At 35.6% G+C, this 20545-nt stretch carries 22 protein-coding genes and 1 riboswitch; of the genes, 19 read left to right on the top strand and 3 right to left on the bottom strand.

Annotated features, from left to right (window positions below):
* Positions 1-7: 7 nt before the first annotated feature.
* From ccsB to Y7E_RS0117400, 5 genes are all read left to right on the top strand, one after another.
* The gene (gene ccsB / locus Y7E_RS0117420; protein WP_017152552.1) at positions 8-1165 is read left to right on the top strand and encodes a c-type cytochrome biogenesis protein CcsB; all 1158 of its coding nucleotides are present in this window, start codon (positions 8-10) and stop codon (positions 1163-1165) included.
* Positions 1166-1519: 354 nt separating this feature from the next.
* Positions 1520-2236, top strand: a complete 717-nt coding sequence (gene resD / locus Y7E_RS0117415; RefSeq protein WP_026049254.1) for a DNA-binding response regulator ResD — start codon at positions 1520-1522, stop codon at positions 2234-2236.
* Complete coding sequence (locus Y7E_RS0117410) at positions 2236-4011, top strand: ATP-binding protein (RefSeq protein ID WP_017152550.1); 1776 nt, start codon at positions 2236-2238, stop codon at positions 4009-4011. The genes resD and Y7E_RS0117410 overlap by 1 nt, the downstream gene beginning before the upstream one ends.
* A gap of 391 nt (positions 4012-4402) precedes the next feature.
* Positions 4403-4984, top strand: a complete 582-nt coding sequence (locus Y7E_RS0117405; protein ID WP_017152549.1) for a cob(I)yrinic acid a,c-diamide adenosyltransferase — start codon at positions 4403-4405, stop codon at positions 4982-4984.
* An 83-nt stretch (positions 4985-5067) separates the two neighbouring features.
* A complete protein-coding gene (locus tag Y7E_RS0117400; RefSeq protein WP_017152548.1) occupies positions 5068-5682 on the top strand; it encodes a peptidoglycan DD-metalloendopeptidase family protein in 615 nt (204 codons plus the stop codon).
* Between the two features lie 28 nt (positions 5683-5710).
* On the opposite strand, the gene Y7E_RS0117395 is transcribed toward Y7E_RS0117400, so the two are convergent.
* Complete coding sequence (locus Y7E_RS0117395; protein ID WP_017152547.1) at positions 5711-6397, bottom strand: hypothetical protein; 687 nt, start codon at positions 6395-6397, stop codon at positions 5711-5713.
* Between the two features lie 357 nt (positions 6398-6754).
* A riboswitch (FMN riboswitch) is annotated at positions 6755-6892 on the top strand.
* Between the two features lie 164 nt (positions 6893-7056).
* On the opposite strand from Y7E_RS0117395, the gene Y7E_RS0117385 reads away from it, so the two are divergent.
* Complete coding sequence (locus Y7E_RS0117385; protein WP_017152545.1) at positions 7057-7635, top strand: ECF transporter S component; 579 nt, start codon at positions 7057-7059, stop codon at positions 7633-7635.
* Positions 7636-7753: 118 nt separating this feature from the next.
* Here Y7E_RS0117385 and Y7E_RS0117380 read toward each other — a convergent pair whose 3' ends face one another.
* The gene (locus Y7E_RS0117380) at positions 7754-8002 is read right to left on the bottom strand and encodes a ferredoxin (RefSeq protein WP_017152544.1); all 249 of its coding nucleotides are present in this window, start codon (positions 8000-8002) and stop codon (positions 7754-7756) included.
* Between the two features lie 228 nt (positions 8003-8230).
* On the opposite strand from Y7E_RS0117380, the gene Y7E_RS0117375 reads away from it, so the two are divergent.
* The 11 genes from Y7E_RS0117375 (at position 8231) to Y7E_RS0117325 (ending at position 18323) form a co-directional block, all read left to right on the top strand.
* Positions 8231-9292: a YpbB family protein gene (locus tag Y7E_RS0117375; protein ID WP_017152543.1), complete on the top strand. Its 1062-nt coding sequence runs from the start codon at positions 8231-8233 to the stop codon at positions 9290-9292.
* On the top strand, positions 9282-10829 hold the full coding sequence (locus Y7E_RS0117370) for a RecQ family ATP-dependent DNA helicase (protein ID WP_017152542.1): 1548 nt from the start codon (positions 9282-9284) through the stop codon (positions 10827-10829). Before Y7E_RS0117375 ends, Y7E_RS0117370 begins: the two co-directional genes overlap by 11 nt.
* Positions 10810-11373 carry a CPBP family intramembrane glutamic endopeptidase gene (locus tag Y7E_RS0117365; RefSeq protein ID WP_026049253.1) on the top strand — a complete coding sequence of 188 codons (564 nt, stop codon included), beginning with the start codon at positions 10810-10812 and terminating at the stop codon, positions 11371-11373. The genes Y7E_RS0117370 and Y7E_RS0117365 overlap by 20 nt, the downstream gene beginning before the upstream one ends.
* Before the next feature lie 22 nt (positions 11374-11395).
* A complete protein-coding gene (locus Y7E_RS0117360; protein WP_017152540.1) occupies positions 11396-11890 on the top strand; it encodes a LysM peptidoglycan-binding domain-containing protein in 495 nt (164 codons plus the stop codon).
* Between the two features lie 139 nt (positions 11891-12029).
* Positions 12030-12806, top strand: a complete 777-nt coding sequence (locus Y7E_RS0117355; RefSeq protein WP_017152539.1) for a metallophosphoesterase — start codon at positions 12030-12032, stop codon at positions 12804-12806.
* A 29-nt stretch (positions 12807-12835) separates the two neighbouring features.
* Complete coding sequence (locus Y7E_RS0117350; RefSeq protein WP_017152538.1) at positions 12836-13735, top strand: MerR family transcriptional regulator; 900 nt, start codon at positions 12836-12838, stop codon at positions 13733-13735.
* Between the two features lie 77 nt (positions 13736-13812).
* Complete coding sequence (locus Y7E_RS0117345; RefSeq protein WP_017152537.1) at positions 13813-14415, top strand: genetic competence negative regulator; 603 nt, start codon at positions 13813-13815, stop codon at positions 14413-14415.
* Between the two features lie 258 nt (positions 14416-14673).
* Positions 14674-15957, top strand: a complete 1284-nt coding sequence (gene gudB / locus Y7E_RS0117340) for an NAD-specific glutamate dehydrogenase (RefSeq protein WP_017152536.1) — start codon at positions 14674-14676, stop codon at positions 15955-15957.
* A gap of 425 nt (positions 15958-16382) precedes the next feature.
* On the top strand, positions 16383-16619 hold the full coding sequence (locus Y7E_RS0117335) for a DUF3961 domain-containing protein (protein ID WP_026049252.1): 237 nt from the start codon (positions 16383-16385) through the stop codon (positions 16617-16619).
* A gap of 77 nt (positions 16620-16696) precedes the next feature.
* Positions 16697-17227: a peptidoglycan recognition protein family protein gene (locus Y7E_RS0117330; RefSeq protein WP_017152534.1), complete on the top strand. Its 531-nt coding sequence runs from the start codon at positions 16697-16699 to the stop codon at positions 17225-17227.
* Between the two features lie 112 nt (positions 17228-17339).
* Positions 17340-18323, top strand: coding sequence for a YpdA family putative bacillithiol disulfide reductase (locus Y7E_RS0117325; protein ID WP_017152533.1), 984 nt, complete (start codon positions 17340-17342; stop codon positions 18321-18323).
* A 26-nt stretch (positions 18324-18349) separates the two neighbouring features.
* Here the strand turns inward: Y7E_RS0117325 and Y7E_RS0117320 are convergent, their stop codons facing one another.
* The gene (locus Y7E_RS0117320; RefSeq protein ID WP_017152532.1) at positions 18350-19324 is read right to left on the bottom strand and encodes an asparaginase; all 975 of its coding nucleotides are present in this window, start codon (positions 19322-19324) and stop codon (positions 18350-18352) included.
* A gap of 209 nt (positions 19325-19533) precedes the next feature.
* Between Y7E_RS0117320 and Y7E_RS33440 the strand changes: the two genes are divergently transcribed.
* Positions 19534-19707: a DUF5359 family protein gene (locus tag Y7E_RS33440; protein ID WP_017152531.1), complete on the top strand. Its 174-nt coding sequence runs from the start codon at positions 19534-19536 to the stop codon at positions 19705-19707.
* 133 nt (positions 19708-19840) lie between these two features.
* Positions 19841-20518, top strand: coding sequence for a (d)CMP kinase (cmk, locus tag Y7E_RS0117310; RefSeq protein ID WP_017152530.1), 678 nt, complete (start codon positions 19841-19843; stop codon positions 20516-20518).
* Positions 20519-20545 lie beyond the last annotated feature (27 nt).

Below are 20545 nucleotides of genomic sequence, written 5' to 3'. Positions count from 1 at the left end.
AGAATATATGGTGCAAATAAGCAGTAATTTCCTATTTGCCGCTTTCATCTTGTATTTAATTGCAACACTGTTCTTCGGAGGAGCAATTAAAGAAAAAGGACGGAAGTGGGCGAATATAGGTATAACCATAACAATTTTAGGATTTGTCGCTCAAACTGTATACTTTGTAACAAGGTGGATAGCTTCAGGCCATGCGCCAGTAAGTAACTTCTTTGAGTTTGGTACATTCTTCGGCATGATGCTTGTTGGGGCTTTTATTGTCATGTATTTCATGTATCGTGTAAGTATAGTCGGATTATTCGCTTTACCAGTAGCCCTATTATTAATTGCATATGCAAGTATGTTTCCAAGAGAGATTTCCCCGCTTATTCCATCGCTGAAAAGTAATTGGCTACATATTCATGTAACAACGGCAGCAGCTGGACAAGCTATTTTAGCAATTAGTTTTATTACAGGTGTTATGTATCTGCTTAAAAATGTAGATCAGTCAAAACGGACAAAACGGACATTTTCGCTGGAAACAGTTGTTTTTACACTTGTTTGTGCGGTTGGATTCATAGCGGTAACAACAGTTTATTCGGCAACGAAATATGAAGCGAAGTTTCAATGGGTAGATAAAAACGAACAAAAAGTCGAGATGAAATATAATCTTCCCGCGCTAGTTGGGCCGCATGAAGGGAAGTTGCTAACAACTGGAAAACTTGAACCTATTGCAGAAATGCCTGCTATCATAAATGCAAAGAAATTAAACACAGTGATTTGGTCATTGTTTATTGGAATAGGACTTTATATTGTATTAAGATTAATTTTACGAAAAAGAGTATCAGCGGCCCTTCAGCCAGTAGTGAAAAACGTTAACAGTGATTTACTTGATGAAATTGGATACCGCTCTATTGCGATTGGATTCCCAGTCTTTACGTTAGGAGCGTTAATTTTTGCGATGATTTGGGCGCAAATTGCATGGACGCGTTTTTGGGGGTGGGATCCAAAAGAGGTGTGGGCACTCATTACCTGGCTCTTTTATGCTGCAGTTTTACATTTACGTCTATCTAAAGGATGGCACGGTGAGAAGTCGGCATGGCTTGCGGTAATTGGATTTGCCATTATCATGTTTAACTTTATAGCCGTGAACTTAATTATTGCTGGTTTACACTCATACGCGTAAGGTTTTATCTCTTTTTTAGAGGGAGCATACTGTTCAGCTAAGCATGATAAAATAGGAAAGTGGTTGACACTTTCCTATTTTATTTTTGTCAATTTCTTTTCTTTTTTGAGAAAAACATGGCAAAGTAAAGGTTGATTTTGTAAAATGATGTCGAGGCCTAAATGCCCTGTTCAAAAAAAATACATATTTTTGGAAAAGAAATGAACAAACTTTATTATTCTTGTGAAGCATAATGTCTAAGGTGTAAGCCTAATACTTTAGAATTGTCAATTATGAGATAAGAGTAAAAACAGTATTACATTGTAGAAAGGTAGGTGTGAACCGTTGTCATGTTTTTACGGGCAGCGGGAAGCAATGGAAAATGAACCAAGAATTTTAATTGTGGATGATGAAGATCGTATTCGTCGTTTATTAAAAATGTATTTAGAAAGAGAACAATATACAATCGATGAGGCTGATAATGGTGATGTCGCTCTAGAAAAAGCATTGCAAACTGACTATGATTTAATCTTATTAGATATCATGATGCCTGGAAAAGATGGAATTGAAGTGTGTAAAGGGATTCGTGAGAAAAAAGCAACACCAATTATTATGCTGACAGCTAAAGGTGAAGAAGTAAACAGAGTGCAAGGATTTGAAGTTGGTTCGGATGATTATATTGTAAAGCCGTTTAGTCCACGTGAAGTAGTTCTTCGTGTAAAAGCGGTACTACGACGTTCTGTGACAACAACATTCTTTACACAAGATACAACAACAAAAGATGTTATTGTATTCCCGCATTTAACAATTGATAATGATGCGCATCGCGTTACAGCTGATGGTGATGAAGTCAATTTAACACCAAAGGAATATGAATTGTTACTATTTTTAGCAAAGGCTCCTGATAAAGTATTTGATCGTGAGCAATTATTAAAAGAGGTATGGCAATATGAATTCTTTGGAGACTTACGTACAGTAGATACGCACGTAAAGCGTTTACGTGAAAAATTAAGTAAAAAATCATCTGATGCAGCGAAGATGATTGTAACTGTATGGGGTGTTGGTTATAAGTTTGAGGTTGTGAGCGACTGATGCTTTGGAGAAGTGTAGTAGGAAAGCTATGGATGACAATATTGCTTCTTGTTTCATTTGTTCTTGGCTTTGTTGCCATTTTGCTTTCACAGTTTTTTGACAATTACTATATTGAAATGAGTGAAACAAGGCTTACAAAAGTAGCGACAAGCGTTTCGGAATTAATTGAAGAAGGTGCAGACGAAAAGACGATTGAGAATATCGCCTATAAGTTTGCTGATCCACTCTCACGAATTATTATTGTGAAAGGGGATCATGAGGTTTCTTCTTCACCGAAACAAGAAGGGCTGGTAGATCTTACAATAGAAGATCTGAAAAAGGATAAAGATTTAGCAGCTGTTTTTATAGATAAAAAAGAAAATAAAGAAAAAATAAAAAAAGTGTCTAACGACAAAAAGAACAAAAATTCCGAAAATGATATTATGATTGTTGGTAAGCCACTGCAATCATCAAACCATAGTGCGGTGTTTGTGTATCAATCATTGCAAGTTCCGAAACAAGGTATGGAAAAAGCGACAGATTTTATTTTTCTATCAGCGGGAATTGCAATTATTTTAACAACGTTCTTTGCATTTTTCTTATCGACACGAATTACAGCTCCACTTCGTAAAATGCGTGAAGTGGCCTTTGAAGTAGCACGCGGGAAATTTGATACGAAAGCACCTATGGTTTCGCAAGATGAAATAGGAGAGCTAGCAACGGCGTTAAATCAAATGGGAAAACAATTAAAGTTTAATATTAATGCGCTGCAACAAGAAAAAGAACAACTTTCTAGTATTTTAAGCAGTATGGCAGATGGGGTTGTAACGCTGGATCAAGAGGGTGAAGTTGTTGTTATCAATCCGCCAGCGGAGCGCTTTTTACAAGTTTGGCAAGAAGAAAAAGAGTTAGAGTTAAGTAGGAATTTACCACCTGAGCTTGTTGAGTTGTTCCATCTTGTAGTAGAGAGTGAGCAACAGCAAGTTATTGAAATTAATTTACAAAAGGGTAACTACGTTGTCCTTATGACTCCACTATATAATCAAACGAAAATTCGTGGTGCTGTCGCAGTTCTTCGAGATATGACAGAAGAACGCCGTCTTGAAAAAATGCGTAAAGATTTTATTGCAAATGTGTCCCATGAATTGCGTACTCCGATGGTTATGCTTCAAGGGTATAGTGAGGCGATCTTAGATGATGTTGTTCAAACGAAAGAAGAAATAAACGAGTTTGTACAAATTATTTATGATGAATCTGTTCGTTTAGGACGCCTTGTAAATGAACTTTTAGATTTAGCTCGGATGGAAAGTGGTCATGTAGAATTGCATATATCTGAAGTGGATATTCATCCGTTTGTTGAGAAAATTGGCCGTAAATTCCAAGGAATTGCGCAGGATAAAGAAGTGCAGCTAACCGTTGATTTCCGTAACCAGGTTGAGCAACATCCGTTTGATCCGGATCGTATGGAACAAGTATTAACGAACTTAATTGATAATGCAATTAGGCATACAAATGCAGGTGGTCATGTTAAGCTTGTTATTGATACGAAAAATAATGGAGTAGTCTTTGAAGTACAAGATTCAGGTGCAGGTATCCCTGAAGAAGATATTCCGTTCTTATTTGATCGTTTCTATAAAGCTGATAAAGCAAGAACACGTGGGAAAACAGGTGGGACTGGTTTAGGGCTTGCGATTGCTAAAAACATTGTGCAAGGTCATGATGGGAAAATCTCTATATCAAGTGTTGTTGGAGAAGGGACAACATTCTCTGTATATTTACCAGATCAGTCAATATAAGTGATATTATTGTAAGTGAATACGGTGTTATTCATTAACAAAGGATACAAAAGTTCTAGTATTTTTATTCTGTTTTGAGTTTATAATATTTTCTCAATGGAATAAAGAATATTAGAGCTTTTTGTTTTATCCCGCTATTTGTGGGCAGTAAGACCTTTACCCCAAGGTTCAAAGAGAAACGAGAAAGGTAGGTGGGGGACAACGGCCCGTAAAAGCCTGATTGGTGAGGGCTAATAATCAGTGGGGGATGGAGAAAACCCAACTGATTAAAGTTTCACTTTATCTCTCCATGCATGGGTGAAAGCAGATACTCCTTGTTACTTACAATTTCATATCATACTTGTGATAGTTAGTGTAATGAGTAAACATTAAAAAGAGAGGTGTAGAATATTTGAAACTATATACGAAAACAGGAGATAAAGGACAAACGAGTATTGTTGGTGGGCGAGTTGATAAAAATCATATTCGTGTAGAAGCGTATGGAACAATTGATGAGGCGAATTCTCATATTGGATATGCGATGACTATGATTCAAGAAGAACGCTTTCAAGACATATATGATGAGCTTGAAAAGATTCAGCATGAGTTGTTTGATTGCGGTGGAGATTTAGCAATTGTACAGCAAAAGTTACCGTATACAGTAACGGAAGAGATGGTTATATATTTAGAAGAACGAATTGATCGCTACATAGAAGAAGCTCCGCCGCTAGAGCGTTTTATTTTGCCTGGTGGGAGCTCAGCGTCTGCTATGATTCATGTTGCACGTACGGTAACGAGGAGAGCTGAGCGCCATATTGTATCGTTAGGAAAGCAAGAAGAAATAAATGAAGTTGTATTACAATATGTCAATCGATTATCTGATTATTTATTTGCAATTGCTAGAGTGATAAACGCTCGTCTTAATGTGAACGACGTCGAATATAAACGAAGTGCAATTGTTTTTCGTAATAAAGAAGAGAAGGAAGTGGAATAATTCACTTTCTTTTTTGTATACTTTTTTCCGTAATATCCCACAATAGAGAAAGTGTGACGGTTATTAAAAAACGGAGGATGTATATGAAAGGCTTAAAAATCGGGATACTTGTCTTTGGATTGATTTTTAGTTCTCAAGTATACGCTTATGCTGAGGACGGGCGATGGACATGGCCTGTAGATGGAAGAATTAGTGACTATTTTGGAACAAGAAATGGAAAACACTATGGTATTGATATAGCTGCCTCAATCGGAACGCCGGTTGCAGCGATTCGAGGTGGAACGGTAACGAAATCCTATTTTTCAAATAGTTATGGACATGTAGTGTTTATTAAACATGGAGAATATGAGGCTGTTTACGCTCATCTAAATAAGAGATATGTACTTCAAGGGGAGCGCATCGCAAGAGGTGAGGTAATTGGTGAAGTGGGCAACACAGGTGAATCAAGAGGAGCGCATCTGCACTTAGAAGTTCATAAAGGTGCTTGGACGTTTGGGAAAAGAAATGCAATGAATCCATTGCTTGTTTTAAATGAAGAAAGAAACCAAGTGGCTTCATCATCGATATATATTGTGCAAAAAGGGGACACGCTCGTTAGTATTGCTCGTAAGTTTGGTATGACTGTTTATGAGATAAAAGTGAAAAACGCGTTGCGGCAAGATCAAATTTACCCAAATCAAAAATTATATATAAATTAAAAAAAGAGCTAGCAGAACTAGCTCTTTTTTACCAAAAAATAAAGACACATATAAACCCAGAAATAGCTAAATAGCTATAATAATAAAAGACCTTTGCCCTCGTTTTTTCCTGCGTTCGAAATAATACAATGGTTGGTTCGATTAGTCCAATTGTCAAGCAAAGTAAACCAAGGAGCATACAACCGATAGAAAAAGAATACAAGGCAACTTGTATTTGTTGGAATGGAATAATCCATTTTAATAAAAATGCAATAAGTGCAGTATAACAGATGCTGCCAATGTATTTGTTTAAAATTGTATTAGAACGAAAACCAGGAAGTTTTTTCAAAAAGGATCGAGAAACAACTTCTGTTTGTAAAGAAGTATGTTCTTCTATTATTTTTTGCGCTTCTTTTCCTTTATGAAAGAGAGAGAGAATCCAATTACGCTTTCCTTGGAAAATAAATTGCGATGTTGTTAAATAGTGATCAATTTTTACTTTATCCCAACTGTTCCATGGATGACGCTCACATAGCTTTAGTTTACTTTCTGTTGTTTTATCATACTGATAAACACTAATTCCTTCTTCATCAAAAGTAGCGTAGTATGTTTCTCTTGAAAATGCACCTAAATCAATTGGACAGTAGAAAAGTAATTCCTTTTTTAAATAAAAGTATTCTTTTCTTAAGTTTTTTTTCATTGTTTCTTGAATAGAGTGTCTTTTTTCTTTTCTCATGACATTTCCTCCGTATTAAGAAAATGCTCTTATCTTAACAATTCAATATCTTATCACTTTTCTGTATGGATGACTAGGGAATTATGAAGGAAAAAGTCGAATTGTCAAAAATATGGATTGTGTTGTCAAGTAATCCAATAGCTGTTTTAATCCCGTATTAAGGGGTAGTAAGATCCCCATATCAAAATTCAGCGAAAGCAAAGAAGATAGGTGGGGGATGAAGAACCCCCCCACTGATTAAAGTTTCATTTTATGTGGTATTCATATAAAAACATAACTTACTATTCGTAAGTTATAAACATTTTTATTCACAACTGTATGATGATGTTGTATAATGGTGGAGAAAATAGAATATCGGTCTATCTTCGGGGCAGGGTGAAAATCCCGACCGGCGGTGATGAACAGTTACTTTTCGTTCTAAGCCCGCGAGCCGCTAAGGCAGGATTTGGTGAGATTCCAAAGCCGACAGTACAGTCTGGATGGGAGAAGATGGAGGTTCAAGCGTTCAAAAAAGATAAGTATTTGAACGTCTGTTTGATGTGCCTAAAAATTCTCCCTTTGTGTAAAACACAAAGGTTTTTTTTCATGATAGAAAAAAGTAGGTATAGCAGAACCTTTCCACTTTCCATGAGATGATCGATGGAAAAGGAGAGAGAAGGATGAAACAAAAAAACAGTGTAGTACAAATGGTGAGCGTAGCGATGCTTAGTAGCATTGCGTACTTGCTTATGATGTTGGATTTCCCATTTCCAGGACTTCCACCGTTTTTAGAAATTGACTTTAGTGATGTGCCAGCTTTAATTGCAGCGATTATTTTTAGTCCGATTGCAGGTGTAGTTGTAGAAGCGATAAAAAATATTCTTCACTACGGAATTCAAGGGAGTTTAACGGGGGTTCCGGTTGGAGAAATAGCAAACTTTATTGCAGGGTGTCTATTTATTGGGCCAGCAGCTTTCCTATTCCGGAAGTATCGCACAGTAAAAAGTTTAACAACAGGGTTAATGTTAGGGACGGTTACTATGGCGGTAATTATGAGTGTGTTAAATTATTTCATCATTTTACCAGCTTACACTTGGTTTTTAAATCAGCCTGCTATGTCTAGCGCTAGTATGAGGCAAATGATTGTAGCGGCAATTCTACCATTTAATTTAATTAAAGGGATTGTTGTAACAGTTGTGTTTGTAGCGCTGTTTTCACGTTTGAAAGTATGGGTATTTGCAAAAATGAAAAATGCATAGAAATTTTGGCCATCAGAGGTAAATATACTGCTGATGGCTTTTAAAATTGTAAGTGAGAGAAATAACAAAAAATCCCCCTCATAAAAATGAGGGGGATTTTTTGAAGTTAATAAAAAGACTATTCGAATTTTAAAGCGTCGCCATCAAATGCTTCGTCAGCAACTTTAATTGAGTCAGTTGGACAACCTTCAAATGCATCCATCATGTCATCAATTAACACGTCTGGAATTTCAACGATACCTTGGTTGTCATCTAATGTTACAAATGCAATACCTTCATCATCGTAGTCGTAAATGTCTGGTGCAGCAGCCCCGCAAGCTCCACATGCGATGCAAGTGTCTTTGTCAACAATTGTATATTTTGCCATGTTTTTTTCCCTCCTGATAATATGTATGTAAAAATATTCGCTATAAAAATTATAACCTTATTGTAAAACGGTTTTTCAAACTTTTCAACATAAAATTATAATGATAATGCTTATCAATTAGAGTGTCAACTTATTTTTGATTTATTTCACAAGATTTTCAAAATGCCTAAATGCTGTACAGTTTGATACAATAGAAAATATAAATGTAATTGAAAGGTGGAAGCAGTGATGCAGTTACAATATACTTTACTATATTGTATAAAACAATTAAATGGTGAACGAACTGTTTCTTCCATTTATCACCTTTTAAAAGGGAAACGTTCTTCACAAACATTACAAGACGGAAATATATTTCACATTTCTTTTCTATTTGGAATATACAAATCATTACAACGTTCTGATTATGATCAGGAAATTGAACGTGTATTACATAAAGAATGGATTCAGAGTGTGCATGAAAATACGTACATTTTAACTGATACTGGAATGGATCAACTGGAAACTTGGGAAAAAACACGTTCTTTTCCGCAGTATTTACACGGTTTGCACTATGGTGATCTTGGTGAAATCTTTTGGAAACGACTTTCATTAATTATTCAAACTGTGTCAAATTTACAACAGCAAAATGCCAAGTTTATTCCAATTCAACAAGATACAGAGGTAATGATGTGGGTTAAGCAGTTTCTCATCGGGATACCGTATGCAAGGAGTGAACTTGCGAAAAGTTTATGGAAAGAGATGCATATGCTGCTACAAGATACTTTGCCGATTGAAGCAACAATTTTTACATATCGGCTAACTGGGTATAAACGGATTGGATATACATTAAAGCAACTTGCAGAAATTACAAACCAAGATGTATTTCGTGTATATCTTTTATTTTGGGGTACTATTCATTTCTTTATTCAATCTGTTCGGGATAATAAAAACGACTTTCCATTATTAACAAAGATTATTTCTTATCCGAATGAAAGATCAGATTTGTTTAGTGTATCAACACAGAAAACATATCAACTTTGGAGACAAGGGCGTTCTTTAGATGAAATTGCAACAATTAGAAATTTAAAGGTTGCAACAATAGAAGATCATTTTGTTGAAATTGCATTACGAGAAAGAGATTTTTCTATTGAAATGTTTATGGAAAAAAATAAAATCAAGCATGTGCAGCGCGTTATTGAAACATTAGAAACACGTAAGTTACGCGTGTTAAAGCAAGCGGTAGGGGAAGCGGTTTCTTATTTTGAAATTCGTCTTGTGTTAGCACAGATGGGGGTTGTAAATGAGGCTTGAGGATTATTTGTATAAGTGGTTTGGTTATACCGAATTTCGTCAAGGACAGAAAGGGGTTATTGCAGATTTATTACAAGGAAAAGATGTTGTAGCAATGCTTCCAACTGGAAGAGGAAAATCAATGTGTTATCAGCTTCCAGGCCTTATGCAAGATGGAACAGTACTAATTGTTTCTCCATTACTATCCTTAATGGAAGATCAGGTAGCACAGCTCAAATATGTAGTGAAGGACCGTGTGATCGCGTTTAATAGTTTTCGTACATTAATTGAAAAAAAGAAAGCGATAAAAAGATTATCTTCTTATAAATTTGTTTTTGTCTCGCCTGAAATGTTGCAATCTGAAGTAATAGTAAGAGAACTAAAAAAGATTCATATTTCGCTATTTGTTGTAGACGAAGCACATTGTATTTCGCAATGGGGCTACGATTTTCGAACGGACTATAAAAAATTAGATCAAGTTATAGCGGCTATTGGGCACCCTCCTGTATTGGCATTAACAGCTACTGCAACAGAAGAAGTATTACGAGATATTATAAACAGTTTAAAACTTACAAATGTAGCCGAGCATTTGTATTCGATTGACCGCCCGAATATTGCAATGGAGGTACAATTTGTCCAAACGATAGAAGAAAAAAAGGAAGCACTTCTCACGCATGTTACTTATTTACAAGGGCCAGGAATCATTTATTGTTCTAGCAGAGCTTGGACGGAGCGCTTGACAGAATATTTAAGGAGTAAAGGTATAGTAGGTGTTGCATTTTATCATGGTGGAATGGAACATGAAGAGCGGATGCTAATTCAGCAGCAATTTATGAATGATCAACTGCAGCTTGTTATATGTACAAGCGCATTTGGTATGGGTGTAAACAAGCCGAATACAAGGTATATTATTCATTTTCATTATCCAGCAAATATTGCTTCTTATTTACAAGAGATTGGTAGGGCTGGGAGAGATGGAGAGGAAAGCATTGCAATTCTACTTTGTAGTCCTTTGGATCATGATCTACCAGTTTCTATCATTGAGGATGAATTGCCAAATAAACAACAAATTCAATTTTTATTTTCTTTACTACAAGAAAAGATGTTTCAAACGAAAGTATTGCCAATAGAAGATGTGGAAGAAATTTGTTATAATGCTGCAAGGTTTAGTGAGCAACATTGGCGTTTTATACGTTATCATTTAGAAAAGATGAAAATCATACAACAGAAGAAGCTCATTATGGAATCCTTGTCAGATGAGACAATGGAAAAATTAATGTTAGAAGTAGATGGGCGTCTTCGGAATAAATATAGTCAATTAGAAAATATGAAATCGTGGCTACAGTATAAAGGATGTAGGCGGGAACAGATGCTACATCATTTTGGATATAAGAAGGAAGCCTGGATAAAAAACTGCTGTGATTACTGTGGTATTTCAAAAGAAGATTACAAAAAAAGACGAGCAAGACAATCAAATTTCGACTATAATTGGGAAGCGGAGCTACAATTGCTCTTTGGTATGGGAGAACGGAGGAATGATGAGCATTCAAAGGCGTAGTATTGAAGACATAGGTCCGAAAGAAATACGGCTTAATCTCTATATAACACAATTAATAATTATTGGTGTTGGTTGCGTGTTAGCCTATATATTATTTCCAAATAGGAATGAATTTTATGATTTGTGGAAATGGGAGCCCATTTCCATTCTTGTAATAGGCAGCGTGGTTGCGGGCAGTGTTATTTTATTTGATTATATTGCAATGCAAGTGTTGCCAGAATCGTGGTTTGATGATGGTGGAATTAATGATCGAATGTTCCGAGGAACTTCTGTAATACAATTATTAGTTATTACGTTTGTTATTGGATTTGCTGAAGAGTTTTTATTTCGAGGTGTATTACAGACGCATTTTGGACTTGTAATTGCAAGCCTTATTTTTGCTGTTCTGCATATTCGATATGTGAGGAAGCCATTTCTATTTTGCTTTGTATGTATGATTAGTTTTCTGTTTGGATATGTATTTCAATGGACAGGAAATTTGTTTATAACAATATTTGCACACTTTCTTGTTGATTTTATAATGGGACTTCAATTAAGAAAATAAGTGGAAGGTGGTGGTGAACAGCATGAGAAAACAAATTCCCGATTTTGAAGAAGAGCTGGAAGAAGAGTTGGAAGAAGAGCAAACAGAAGAAGGTTTACCGCCGCGAAGTGAGATTCATAGAAATAATGAGAAGAAAAAATCTAAATTTAAGATTAATCACTTTTTCGTTCGGGTTTTAACATTTTTATTTATTTTGTTACCGCTTAGTATTTTATGGTATACGGATAAGTATATCGAAGTAAAAAGTGCAAACAAGGATGAGGTCTCTGGAAAAAATGCGTTTGAAGTGATTTTTTTCGATTCAAATAAACATGGTGAAGGAGAAAAGAAACAGTCAGAGAAATTTGAAACACACATTGTAAAAGAGGGAGAGACATTCGAAAGTATTGGAAAACAGTATTATCCGAATGAAGATGGGGCTACAATTATAAAAAACTATAACAATTTACAAGATGGTCAGTTAGAGGTAGGAAAAGAATTGAAAATTCCTGTTAAAGAAAAAGCGGAGAAGGAATAGCAGCAGTAAAATGATTATTGTATGAGTGAATTGAAAAAGGTGAATGAAGCCTTTAATATCAGATAAGGTTTTATTTACCTTTATGACAATATAGTTTGATGGGATTATATTTTGTTGAGAGGGAAGTTGAGAAAAGTATATGTTATGGATTGGATTAGGTGGCACATTCATATGTATTGGCTTCATTTGTCTTTTTATGATGTATAAAGAAGCATTGCGTAATACATTGTTAGAGCATACTTTATCATTTGTAAATTTCCCGGAAAGCTTTGGAAAAGTCAGGATATTTTTCATTTCAGATATTCATAGGAGAGTTATTTCACCTTCTTTAATTGAAAATGTAAAAGGAAATGCTGATTTTGTTATTATTGGTGGTGATTTAGCTGAGAAAGGTGTATCGTTATCACAAATTGCTGCTAATGTTCAAACATTAAGTGAAATTGGTCCTATATATTTTGTATGGGGAAATAACGATTATGAAATTGACTATCATGAATTAGATGCGTTGTTACTAGAACATGGTGTGAAAATTTTAGATAATACACGAGTGCTGTTTGAATCAGAGTGTGGCGACAAGCTTTGCTTATTAGGGGTGGATGATGTTGGATTAGAACGAGATCGTTTAGACTTGGCGCTGGCAGATTGTCAAGAAAATGGTTTTCGTATTCTTATTAGCCACAATCCTGCTATTGTAAACAAAATGTCTGGACAAGAACAAATTTCCCTCGTATTAAGTGGGCATACTCATGGAGGGCAAATTCGTTTATTTCATTCTAAACGTTATTTAAAAGGTGGCGTATATGAGTATCCCAATACAACTTTACTTGTGAGTAACGGGTATGGAACTACATTTATACCGTTACGTTTTCGAGCTCCAGCTCAAACGCACTTAATTACGTTGCAAGGAAAAAATTAAGAGATATTCGGTTTAAAGGTGGGGAAAATATGCCAACTTTAAAAGGAAAGTATAATATAAAAGCAGTTTCGAATATGCTTGGAATTCAGCCAAGTACACTGCGGGCTTGGGAGAGACGATATCATATTATTGCTCCAAAGCGCAATGATGCTGGGTATCGCCTATATACAGAAGAGCATGTTAGAATCTTAAAATGGTTAATGAATAAAGTAAATGAAGGGTTTACAATTGGTCAAGCAGTCCAGTTATTAGAGAGCAATCGATTGCAAAATCACAATTCAGCTGAGATGACGTACAGTAAAGAAGTATTTTTAGTGGACGATATCCTTCGTTATTTGTTAAAATTTGATGAAATACATGCCCGTGAATTATTAAACGAGGCATTTGTTATTTATACAATGGAAAAAGTAATCACTCATATATTTGTTCTGATTGTTGATAAATTAGAAACAATGCGGAGAAATGATGAGATAACAGCTGTACAAGAGCGGTATGTAGAGTCATTTTTATGCTCACGCATTGGAATGATTTATCATAATACGCATACTAATTTTATTTTGCCAAAAGCTTTGGCTATATGTGTACCAGGAGAATTGAGTGCATTACATCTTTTTGTTTTTACGATATATTTACGTTTGAAAGGCTATCAAGCAACGTATTTGGGGACAGGCCTAGAGGAAGATGAGATTCATATAGCCATCAAGCGATTTGCACCTAAATATGTGTTTATATCATGTTCAAAAGAGCGATATTTGAAAGACGCGCTGAATTTGATTAAGCAGTTGCAAAGTCACAATCCAAAGATCCGCACTGGACTTGTTGGGTTTGCAAGCCAGTTTGTTTCAGATGATGACAAGGCTGAACTTCAAAATATATTCATTGGCGATACAAAAAAAGAATGGGATGAATGGTTAAAAGTGTCGGAATAGTTGTTCGAAAAGAACCATCTATTTTCTATTTCATATAATAAAAATTAGATACAACGGTTACGTAGGGAGGTTACAAGATGAGGTTGGAACGTTTGAATTATAATAAAATTAAAATTTTCCTAACGTTTGACGATTTATCTGAGCGAGGATTGACGAAGGAGGATTTATGGAAAAATGCTCCGAAAGTGCAACAGTTATTTCGCGATATGATGCAAGAAGCAAATAAGGAACTTGGATTTGAAGCAGATGGTCCAATTGCAGTTGAAGTTTTTTCTTTACAGGCACAAGGAATGGTTGTGATTGTTACAAAAGAAAATCATGAAACCGATACAGAAGATGAGTTTCGTGATGAGTTTATTGAAATGCAAGTAACTCTAGATGAGAGTGAACATATATTGTATGAATTTGCAACGTTTGAAGATGTGATTACTTTGGCAAATCGTTTGTATAATCTCGGTGTAACCGGAGGGAAACTTTATACATGGGATGGACGTTTTTATCTTTGGATGGAAGAAGAAACAGCATTATTAAAGGCAGATATTATTGCGATTTTAGCGGAATACGGTAATTCTTCTACAGTGACAATTTATCGTATTATGGAATATGGAAAAGAATTAATGGATTCTCAAGCAATTCAGCAAATATACAAGTATTTTATCTTAAAACAAAACCTCAGCTAATATAAATAGCTGAGGTTTTGTTGGTGTTTTGCGATATTAAAGAGATTAAAATACATTGTAGTATAAAAAACATTTAAATATTTAAGTATTTTACTTTTCTAAAAGTGATAAAAGGACTATAATGATAGTGAAAACGCTTGCAATAAAAAATCATTTGTATATATTTGTTAGCGTTTTCTATTGCATTCCAAATTTAACGGTGTATACTAGGCAATGAAGGTTTACTAAACAAGTGAAATTACAGGGGGTTTACTTACTATGGTAGCCGAAAAGGGAGCTCAAACACAAACACAACAAAGGGAACAACACTTTGAATTGTTAAATTCAACACAAATTGTTATTAGTGAAGCACTAGAAAAATTGGGTTATCCAAACGAGGTATATGAATTACTTAAAGAACCAATTCGTATGATGACAGTGAAAATTCCAGTTCGTATGGATGACGGGACTGTTAAAATATTTACAGGGTATCGCGCACAGCACAATGATGCTGTTGGTCCAACGAAAGGTGGAATTCGCTTCCATCCAAACGTAACAGAAAACGAAGTGAAAGCACTTTCTATTTGGATGAGTTTAAAATGTGGTATTGTTGATTTACCATATGGTGGAGGTAAAGGTGGGATCATTTGTGATCCACGAGAAATGTCTTTCCGTGAATTAGAAAGATTAAGCCGTGGATATGTACGAGCAATTAGTCAGATTGTTGGTCCAACAAAAGATATTCCTGCTCCAGATGTATTTACAAACTCACAAATTATGGCATGGATGATGGATGAATATAGCCGCATCGATGAATTCAATTCACCTGGATTTATTACAGGAAAACCGCTTGTATTAGGTGGATCTCATGGTCGTGAAACAGCGACTGCAAAAGGTGTAACAATCTGTATTCGAGAAGCTGCGAAAAAACGCGGTATCGACATTAAAGGTGCTCGCGTTGTTGTCCAAGGGTTTGGGAACGCTGGTAGCTTCTTAGCTAAATTTATGCACGATGCTGGTGCAAAAGTAATTGCGATTTCTGATGCTTACGGTGCACTACATGATCCAAATGGATTGGATATCGACTACTTACTTGATCGTCGTGACAGCTTCGGAACAGTAACGAAATTGTTTAACAATACAATTTCAAACAAAGAGCTATTAGAACTTGATTGTGATATTTTAGTTCCAGCTGCAATCGAGAACCAAATTACAGAAGAGAATGCTGCGGATATTAAAGCGAAAATTGTTGTAGAAGCAGCAAACGGTCCAACTACATTAGAAGCAACTAGAATTTTAACAGAACGCGGTATTTTACTTGTTCCTGACGTATTAGCAAGTGCTGGTGGTGTTACTGTATCTTACTTCGAATGGGTACAAAATAATCAAGGTTACTATTGGTCAGAAGAAGAAGTAGAACAACGCTTAGAAAAAGTAATGGTAAGATCATTCGATTCCATTTATGAAACATCACAAGTTCGTAAAGTGAACATGCGTTTAGCAGCTTATATGGTTGGTGTACGTAAAATGGCAGAAGCTAGCCGCTTTAGAGGTTGGGTATAATAGAACAAAAAGTTTAGAGAGAACGTGGTTTCCTTCAGGGAAACCACGTTTTTTATTGAAATAATAAGGATTATAGAAAAGGTAGGTACACTGGAAATATTTGAGTTGTTCGTTGTTGGGGCATCGATAGCTATCGCATGGAGAATTATAATGTTATTTTTAAAATGGATCGGATAAAGTTTCATCAATCGGGTTTTTACAGGCAGTTAATCCATCACCTAACTTCTTTGTTTTCGCTGGATTTTGAGATGAGGTCTTTCTTACTGTCCGCAAATAGCGGGATAAATAGTTACTGTTAATGGGATGGAATATGTTGAAAATGGATGTTCGATTATAAAAAAATAAAAAGAACGCTTGTTCTGTACGAACGTTTGTGCTATACTTTCCTTAGATAAACAAAACGGAAACAAAATAAGGAGAGATTAATAATGAAAATGACAGCAGACCAAAGATTTATGATGCCAACAGATGTTATGGAACGGGTAGAAGTTTTACGGAAAAAACATGTGAAACGTTCATCTTTGTTACAATCCGTGAATAAATTTTTCGGTTTAGATACAAAAGAAGACTGTGTTTGGTTTTATGGGTTTTATGGAACGGCTGTAAGTATTTTATTATTTATGGTCTTTACTTCAAATATTTTTGAGTTTCTCTTTGCGTAAGAAATGTGCTATATAGATATCGAGATTGAATACATATATAAGGAAGAAGGTAATTTTCTAGAGCGGAGTTGATAAACATGGTGATGTTCCCTATAGAGCGAAATTATATTGGATACGGAAGCTCACGACCAGGAATCCGCCTTTCAAAGGTGAGATTTATTGTAAGTCATGATACGGGGAATCCTGGTAGCAATGCGATAGGAAATCGTGATTACTTTAACGAAGTGCAACCAAAAGCATCGGCGCATACTTTTGTAGATGATACAACCATTTTAGAAATTATCCCAATTGATGAGGTAGCATATCACGTAAGGTATAGTGTACCATCAGATAACGATTTGTTTGGTTATGATGCAAATAAAGCAGCAATTGGTGTTGAAATGTGTTATGGAGGAGCTGTTAATTTTTGGGACTCTTACACGCGGTTTACATGGTACCATGCTTATTTATGTCATACATTCAATTTAAATCCTAAAACGGATATTGTATCTCATAAAACACTTGATCCTACGAGAAAGATTGATCCAGAAAATGTATTTGGACAACAAGGAATAAGATTTAGACAGTTTTTAGCGGACGTCTATCGAATGTACGTATCGTTTAGATGACAAATATATGAAAAATGAATACAATAAAGATAGGTGCCTACTGCTGAAAGTAGGTTTTTTCTTGTTTTGTAATAAATAGAGAGTGAAGCAGAAGACTAGGAGTGAACCGAGTATGCAAAAAGAAACAGTTATTATAATCGGGGGCGGACCATGTGGATTAGCAGCAGCGATTTCACTACAGCAAGAGGGAATCGATCCACTAGTAATTGAAAAAGGGAATATTGTGAATGCGATTTATCATTATCCAACTCATCAAACGTTTTTTTCATCTAGTGAAAAATTAGAGATTGGTGATGTTGCTTTTATTACAGAAAATCGTAAGCCAGTTCGTAATCAAGCGCTTGCGTATTATCGTGAAGTGGTAAAGCGTAAAGGAGTGCGTGTAAATGCATTTGAACGCGTAGAACAAGTGCAAAAAGACGGGAACTTCTTTAGAGTAAATACAACGAAGCGTGATGGTAATAAGGAGACATATACTGCGAAATATATTGTAGTGGCAACGGGATATTATGATAATCCAAACTATATGAACGTTCCTGGAGAAAATTTAGAAAAAGTATCCCATTACTTTAAAGAGGCACATCCATATTTTGACCGTGATGTAGTTGTAATAGGAGGAAAAAATTCAAGTGTAGATGCAGCGCTAGAACTTGTAAAAGCTGGAGCACGTGTAACGGTGTTGTATCGCGGGGAAGCATATTCACAGAGTATTAAGCCGTGGATTTTACCTGAATTTGAAGCATTAGTGCGTAATGGTACAATTCAAATGCGGTTCCATGCTCACGTGAAAGAAATTACCGAACATACACTGACGTATACAAGTAATGGAGAATCATTTACGATTCAAAATGATTTTGTGTTTGCAATGACGGGATATCATCCAGATCATGGCTTCTTAACAAAAATGGGAGTAGAAATTGATAAAGAAACAGGGCGTCCGGTGTATACGGAAGAAACAATGGAAACGAATGTTGAGAATATCTTTATTGCGGGTGTTATTGCAGCTGGAAATAATGCGAATGAAATTTTTATTGAGAATGGAAGATTTCATGGCGGAGCAATTACACAAACAGTTGTATCAAGAGAACAAAAATAAGCTGTCGAATTTCGACAGCTTATTTTTTAATCGTGCATAAACATTTGTTGAATTTTTTCTTGAGATTGAGCACATTCTAAAGCCACAAGTAGTTTAATACGAGCTTTTTGGGCATTTAAACCGTAGGTGAAGACAATCCCAATATCTTTTAATTGTTTTCCTCCACCCTCATAGGAATATACGTCTTGGACAATTCCGTTAAAGCAGCGGGAAACAAGAACAATTGGAATTCCTTTATTCATTAAGCGCTGTAAACTAGGGAGCGTTCGTGGTGGTAAATTACCTTGACCGAGTGCTTCGATTACAATCCCATCTACCGGAAGGGTTTCAATTGCTGCTAATAATGTATCATCCATACCGGCGTATGCTTTTAACACGACCACATTTTTAGAAATTTGTCCGACCATATATGTTTCGTGATGTACGAGAGCGTGATGGAAGACAACACCACGTTTTGTCACCATACCGATTGGTCCGTATTGAGGACTTTGGAATGTTGCAACATTACTTGTATGTGTTTTTGTTACATTTGTTGCACAGTGAATTTCGTCGTTTAATACGACAAGAATACCTTTTCCAAGTGCTTCGTTACTACTTGCAACCTTTACAGCAGATAAAAAGTTATATAAACCGTCAGCGCCTAATTCGTTGCTAGAGCGCATTGCCCCTGTTACAACGATTGGAATGTTCGCTTGTACAGTTAAATCTAAAAAATAGGCAGTCTCTTCTAATGTATCTGTACCATGTGTAATGACAACACCATGAATGTCTTCATGTTTAACTCTTTCATCAATGATGACTTGTAATTGTAACATCTCGCTAGGAGTCATATGAGGAGATGGAAGATGAAAGACATCTTCAACAATTAAATCAATATCATCCTCTAAATCAGGAATGAATTTTAAAAGAGGATTTTGTTCCCCTGGTTGTACAACCCCAGTTTCTTTATCTTCCTCCATTGCGATTGTTCCACCTGTGTGTAAAACTAGGATTTTTTTCAATGCTTATACCCCTTTCCAATCAAAAAATACATTTAGAACATACCATGTTTTTGCTAGATTCGACAATGGAAATGTATAAAAGTTTGTACCAGAAATGAAAATAAAGTTAGCTACTGTATATTGGAAATAATTAAAGTAAGCGGATTTTTTAATTTTTTCTATCGTAAATTGTTGGAATGAGTGAGAAAAAATGAAAAGAGGATATTTTTTTGAAAAAAATTGAGGGAGTCTTAATTCGTATATTATTGATTCAATTTATTTGTCTGTGCATTATTCAATTACTCTTTATGCAAGAGTCCACAGTAAAATATTTATCAAAAATCGTTTATTATGAAGGAGTTACAAGTAAAAACACAACGGATATTTTACAAGTGAATAAGTAGTTTTCATTTTCTTATAGTAAGGATTGTGCTACAATAATTGAGGATTTAATCGACATGAAACAAACACGAAGAAGCAGGGAATTTGTACCTGCTTTTCATTTTGTTATATAAGTGAAAAAAATGAGGTGTTACAATGGAAAAACGAATTTCAATTGCGATAGATGGTCCAGCAGCTGCTGGGAAAAGCACGGTCGCAAAGATTGTTGCGAAAGAACTTTCTTATGTATATATTGACACAGGTGCAATGTATCGTACGCTTACATATGCTGCTCTTAAGCAAAATGTGGATATTGAAAATGAAGAAAGTCTAATGGAAGTTTTAAAAAATGTAAATATTGAGTTTCAGCAAGGTGAAAATACACAACTAGTTTTCTTAAATGGCGAGGATGTATCTGAAGCGATTCGTACACCGGATGTAACAAATCGCGTATCAATTGTTGCCAAGCATCGTCTTGTTCGGGAAGAGATGGTACGTCGCCAACAAGCTCTAGCAGAACAGGGCGGAGTAGTAATGGACGGTCGTGATATTGGTACGCATGTGTTACCTAATGCGGAAGTGAAAATTTTTATGCTTGCTTCTGTTCAAGAGAGAGCGGAGCGTAGACATCTTGAAAACACGAAGAAAGGTTTTGCTTCTAGTTTAGAGCAATTGAAAAAAGAGATTGCTGAGCGTGATAAGCTAGATTCAGAGCGCGAAGTTTCTCCGCTAAAAAAAGCGGATGATGCATTGGAATTAGATACAACTTCTTTATCAATTGAAGAGGTTGTCAAAAAAATTATGGATATTGTTTCTGGAGCATTTGCAAAATAAAGAAAGGGGGAAGCCCCTTTCTTTTTT

The sequence above is a fragment of the Bacillus bingmayongensis genome (assembly GCF_000299035.1).
GTDB classification, from domain to species: domain Bacteria; phylum Bacillota; class Bacilli; order Bacillales; family Bacillaceae_G; genus Bacillus_A; species Bacillus_A bingmayongensis.
The sequence above is the reverse complement of the archived record's forward strand: the minus strand, read 5'-3'. Positions and strand labels throughout refer to the sequence as shown.